The organism is Mesorhizobium sp. M7A.F.Ca.CA.002.09.1.1 (assembly GCF_003998555.1).
In the GTDB taxonomy this organism is placed as follows: Bacteria; Pseudomonadota; Alphaproteobacteria; order Rhizobiales; family Rhizobiaceae; genus Mesorhizobium; species Mesorhizobium ciceri.
This window is the reverse complement of the sequence record NZ_RZRR01000437.1, coordinates 1-4542: the sequence shown is the minus strand read 5'-3', so window position 1 is coordinate 4542 and position 4542 is coordinate 1. Positions and strand designations below refer to the sequence as shown.

Below are 4542 nucleotides of genomic sequence, written 5' to 3'. Positions count from 1 at the left end.
TGTAACAGTTAGTACAACCGTTGCATTTGGAAGTTGCTGGCTGATGCCGAGGTTGGCTGATTTTCGAATTCGCAATCCCGGGATCAATATAAAACTGGTTGAAACCGATGAATGCTTGGATATGAGCAAATTCGGGATAGACATTTCGATTAGATATGGTCGCGGTGACTGGAATAAATTGAAGTCCGAGAAAGTGTTTAGTGAGGAGTTTTTTCCGATTTGCAGCCCAGGATATGTAAATTCTGTCGGCGCCGAAAACTTCCGCAAGTTTCAAAACGTGACGCTGCTGCATCTAGATGGGCGGGCTCACGAATGGGAGAATTGGGACAAGTGGCTTGAATTCGCGAAGCTAACTTCTTTACGCCCTCAGCAAGGAATCTGGTTTCAAAATTACGACAATCTGCTGCGGGCCACCCTCGAAGGGCAAGGGTTGGCGTTGGGATGGACACGCCTTGTTGAGGAGAAGCTGTCAAATGGGAGTCTCGTACGCCCTTTTGACCTCGCCTTCACGACCGGCAATGGCTACTACATTGTTGAAGCTCCAGCGAATGCTCCAAATCGTGCCAGCAAGATCTTTAGGAACTGGATACGCGACAAAATGCGCATCTAGTCCCGTCGCCGTCGGGCGCTTATGGAAACCATGCAAGGATTTTTTCGTGTGTAACAGCGCCGTTACCCGCTGAAGGCCGCACACAGTAGTGTTCTTGTACATCGCGGATTTATACTGATTCGTAACTGGCCAGCTTTCCAGTTGAGTTCATGGACGACGCGCCCTCACTGGGATGGCCGATCCCATGCCGACTCAAGGCGCGGGCAAGGACGTTACGGGACGATCTCTAGGGAACTCGTTGCGACCCGCTTGGCATCGAAAACGATTTTGATTCTAATGGCTTGAGCCGGCAATTGGCTGCCCGCAAGCGCACCATCCCCCCTCCTTTTCGTCGTCTACCCCTTCGCATCTGGTGCAAAGGATTGCGGCGCCGGCCTGGCAGATCTGCCATTGTCGAGACCCCGGTTTGGTGTGAAACTCATGGCCTCAGCATGGGAGGTCAAAAAATGCCCAACAATTTCAAGACCGGAGACGTGGTCAAGCTGAAATCCGGAGGCCCCAGGATGACGGTCAGCGATGGCGCAGCCTCGGGCATGTATCTGTGCCACTGGTTCAATCGCGAGGGCGAGGTGTGGACCCCGCAGCATGCCGGGTTCAAGCCCGAACAACTGATTGCGGCCGACCAGTCGGACTAGAGCTCCTTCCATCCCGATCGACGGGATGCGCACCCGAGCACGAACGGATCAGCACGCGCGACCGACGGATTTTCCGGGTCGCGGCGTTTAACGGTTGAAGCGCGATGACGGCACAAGCCGTCTGCGTCGCGCCAAGCTGGAGACGCACAACATGATCAGCCGTTCGATATTAGTCGTTGCCTTGAGTTTGCAGACCGTTGCGGCTCTTGCCCAGGCAACGACCCCGCCTGCACCGCAGACCGCCGCGCCACTTGCCGCGCCAGGCGCGTCGGGGAGCAGGTCCGACATCACGCTGGCCAAATTCCAGAAGCGGCGCGAAAAGGCGATCATGGCGGCCGACACGGATGGCGACGGCAAGATCAGCCTGCTGGAATGGGAGGCCTTTCAGGCGAAGCGCAACGTCAAGGGCGACGCCGCCAGATCCTTCGCGCGGATCGATTCCAACCATGACGGCTTCATCGATCGCGCCGAACTCGATGCGTTTTTCGCCAAGCGCTTCGCCCGGCTGGACAAGAATGCCGATGGCATTCTGACAGCCGACGAACTGCCGGGCCACAAAACCGCTCCCAAGCAAGAGCAATGACCAAGAGGCAATGACGCGCGATGAACATCGGGAGTGCGCCGACTGATGGCTGCGGATCCGGACGAGGAGCTGGTTCGCCGTGTCGGCGCCGGCGAGCCGGCAGCCGTGCAAACGCTCGTCGCGCGCAAGCTGCCGCGTATCCTGGCGCTTGCCGTGCGCATGCTCGGCGATGCGGCGGAGGCCGAGGATGTCGCGCAGGAAACCTTCGTGCGGATCTGGCGCCATGCCGCGAGCTGGCGGCGCGGCAATGCGCGCTTCGACAGCTGGATCCACCGGGTGACGCTCAACCTTTGCTACGACCGGCTGCGTCGCAGGCGCGAGTGGGTGACCGGCGACCTGCCGGACGTCGCCGATCCTGCGCCGCTTCCCGATGCTCATTCCGAGGAAGAAGCCCATCGGGTCGAACGGGCGCTGCAAGCCATAGCGCCGCGCCAGCGCGAAGCGATCGTTCTGGTCTACTATCAGGGGATGTCCAATATCGAGGCGGCAGCGACACTGCAGATCAGCGTCGATGCCCTGGAAAGCCTGCTCGCGCGCGGCCGGCGGTCGCTGCAAGCGATCCTGGCGGAGGATGGCGCCGATGAGTAAACGCCGGGCAAGCAGCAACGCAGCACGGCCATTGCGCCTTGCTGGTGCCGCCTGGCGCTCGGCGCCGACGGGCAAGGGGGAGACACATGGCTGAAGGGTCCAGGAACGAACCCGCAATGGATGCCAGGCGCTTTGCCGCCTTGGCGCAGGCCTATGGCGGCGACTTGCGGCGATGGCCCGAGGCCGAGCGAATGGCCGGCACGGTCTTTGCCGCAAGCGACGCGGGCGAGGCCATCTTGAGGCAGGCCGGGACACTTGACGCGCTGCTCGACAGCTACCGCGTCGACGCCCCCGGTAAAGCGCTGCACGGCAGTATCCTGCAGGTCGCCGGCCGGCACCTTGTCCAACGCCGGCGGCAGCGGTTCTGGTGGCTGGGGCTGGGACTCGCAGGCATTGGCCTGGCCGGCGCCGTGGCAGGACTGGCTTTGGTGACCGTCATCACGCCCGAGGTCCAGCCGGACCACACTGTGCTGGATGCCAATGTGACGGCGTTTGGCGATGCCGGCCCGGATGCCGAGAACGGTGAGGAAAGCCTATGAGTACGCGCTGGGTCCGTGGTCTGGTCATTGCTTCCGTGGTGCTGAACGTCTTTCTGGCCAGCGCATTTGTCGGTGGCGCGGTCTGGCTGAGAAATGCCAAATCGGGCTTCTCGCTGGAATCGGCCGGCCGACACCTTCCCGACCAGGATCGCAAGGCGTTCCGCGAGGCGCTGCGCCAGGTTCGCGTGCAGTCCCGTCAGATCATTCTCGATGGCCAGCAGGCGAGGCAGGAGGCAGCGGACCTGTTGCAGCAGCCTGTCATGGACAAGGCCGCCTTGTCCGCCGCCCTGGAACGGGCACGCGATGCCGATGTGACGGTGCGCAGCCGGCTTGAACAGGCCATTGTCGACTTCGCGGCGAGCACATCGCCTGAAAACCGGAGCGTGCTGGCACAGGCGTTGCTGCGCCATATGGAACGCCGCGCCACCGTTACGCCAAAAAAATCGCCATGACGACCGACGGAAAAGACCGGAGACGCCGTTTAACGATGCGAAGGGACAAGCCTGCCCTGTGCACCATACAGGACGGCCATCTTCATCGTCGAAAGCACTCGGAGTCCAATTATGAGTCGCCTGAAAAACTATGCAGCAACCGCTATCCTGGCCATCGGTGGAACTGTCGCGACAGCCTCCGCCTCCAGCGCAATGCCCATCGTGTCCGTTGCGAAGCCAGCCACCCCGGCACTGGTCGAGCATGTCCGCTGGGGCTGCGGCATCGGCTGGCACCCCAACAGATGGGGCCGCTGCGTGCCGAACGGCGTCGTCGTCGTGCGCCCGCGCTACCACTACTGGCACGGTCCGGCCTACGTCTGGCATCCGCATCATCACTGGCGCCACTGGCACCATTACTGATCAAAGCACCGCGGGGCCAGGCACCTTTCGGGGCGGCCCCGCGCGAGCGCTGGCGCGCACCGGACAATCCCGACCAGCCGAGTTAAGGTTAAATCCACTATACATTTGTTCTTAGCCCGCAAATAATCGAAGAATTTCCCGAAACTGTGCTCAGGCATCTTCGTGGGAAAATCTGTGGTTCAGCTTCAAGGTCTTGGACGGGTGCTCTGCCATCCGCTGACGCTGGCCGTGGTCAGCCTTGCAGGCGTCTTCGCCGCCGGACGGGCCGAGCACGAATGGCTGTCGGTGCCGTTCTCGCTGGCGCTGGTGGCTGCCCTTGCCGGACTTCTGTTCCTGGCTTCGGGGCGCCTTGCCTTTTCCGTCTACCTCGCCTGGATGGGCATTGCCTTCGTCACCGTGGTTTCGGCGATCAAGTTCCGGCTGAAAGGATTTTCGCTGCACTTCTACGACACGGTCTTCGTGTCGAGGGACCCGGAAGTGTATCGTTTCCTGCTCGGCTCCTACCTCCATCTGATCGCGCCGGTCGTCATTGCCCTAGGGCTCGGCATCGGGGCGGCGGTGCTTCTGTTCCGGATCGATCGGAAAATCGGCTGGCCGGTGTCGGCACGCGTCCTGGTCATGGCGGCGCTCGTCGTTCTGGTGCCGCTGACCTTTCCGGCCGAGGCCTCGAAGGACCGCTATTTCTACTACATGCAGGGCCGGCACATGTCGGCCTTCTTCGTCTCGCTGCTGGATT

At 61.4% G+C, this 4542-nt stretch carries 7 protein-coding genes and 1 pseudogene; all 8 read left to right on the top strand.

Annotation, left to right across the window (positions count from 1 at the left end):
• On the top strand, positions 1–610 hold a 610-nt coding region (locus tag EN994_RS19020), incomplete at its 5' end, for a LysR substrate-binding domain-containing protein (RefSeq protein ID WP_245466048.1).
• A 446-nt stretch (positions 611–1056) separates the two neighbouring features.
• Positions 1057–1245 (top strand): DUF2158 domain-containing protein, encoded by a 189-nt coding sequence (locus EN994_RS19015; protein ID WP_013527958.1) that lies wholly within the window; start codon positions 1057–1059, stop codon positions 1243–1245.
• Positions 1246–1396: 151 nt separating this feature from the next.
• Positions 1397–1828 (top strand): acid-shock protein, encoded by a 432-nt coding sequence (locus EN994_RS19010; protein ID WP_024503413.1) that lies wholly within the window; start codon positions 1397–1399, stop codon positions 1826–1828.
• A gap of 45 nt (positions 1829–1873) precedes the next feature.
• Positions 1874–2416, top strand: a complete 543-nt coding sequence (locus tag EN994_RS19005; protein ID WP_024503412.1) for an RNA polymerase sigma factor — start codon at positions 1874–1876, stop codon at positions 2414–2416.
• A gap of 116 nt (positions 2417–2532) precedes the next feature.
• A complete protein-coding gene (locus EN994_RS19000) occupies positions 2533–2955 on the top strand; it encodes a hypothetical protein (RefSeq protein ID WP_245458408.1) in 423 nt (140 codons plus the stop codon).
• The gene (locus EN994_RS18995) at positions 2952–3407 is read left to right on the top strand and encodes a periplasmic heavy metal sensor (protein ID WP_063169958.1); all 456 of its coding nucleotides are present in this window, start codon (positions 2952–2954) and stop codon (positions 3405–3407) included. Before EN994_RS19000 ends, EN994_RS18995 begins: the two co-directional genes overlap by 4 nt.
• Before the next feature lie 111 nt (positions 3408–3518).
• Positions 3519–3806, top strand: a complete 288-nt coding sequence (locus EN994_RS18990) for a hypothetical protein (RefSeq protein ID WP_013527963.1) — start codon at positions 3519–3521, stop codon at positions 3804–3806.
• Between the two features lie 174 nt (positions 3807–3980).
• Positions 3981–4542: pseudogene (locus EN994_RS18985) on the top strand (sulfatase); the annotation flags it as partial.

Bases quoted from the DNA above. Each gene is read 5' to 3' on its own strand.
- EN994_RS19015 (WP_013527958.1), top strand. From the start codon at position 1,057: ATGCCCAACAATTTCAAGACCGGAGACGTGGTCAAGCTGAAATCCGGA.
- EN994_RS19010 (WP_024503413.1), top strand. From the start codon at position 1,397: ATGATCAGCCGTTCGATATTAGTCGTTGCCTTGAGTTTGCAGACCGTT.
- EN994_RS19000 (WP_245458408.1), top strand. From the start codon at position 2,533: ATGGATGCCAGGCGCTTTGCCGCCTTGGCGCAGGCCTATGGCGGCGAC.
- EN994_RS19005 (WP_024503412.1), top strand. From the start codon at position 1,874: ATGGCTGCGGATCCGGACGAGGAGCTGGTTCGCCGTGTCGGCGCCGGC.
- EN994_RS18995 (WP_063169958.1), top strand. From the start codon at position 2,952: ATGAGTACGCGCTGGGTCCGTGGTCTGGTCATTGCTTCCGTGGTGCTG.
- EN994_RS18990 (WP_013527963.1), top strand. From the start codon at position 3,519: ATGAGTCGCCTGAAAAACTATGCAGCAACCGCTATCCTGGCCATCGGT.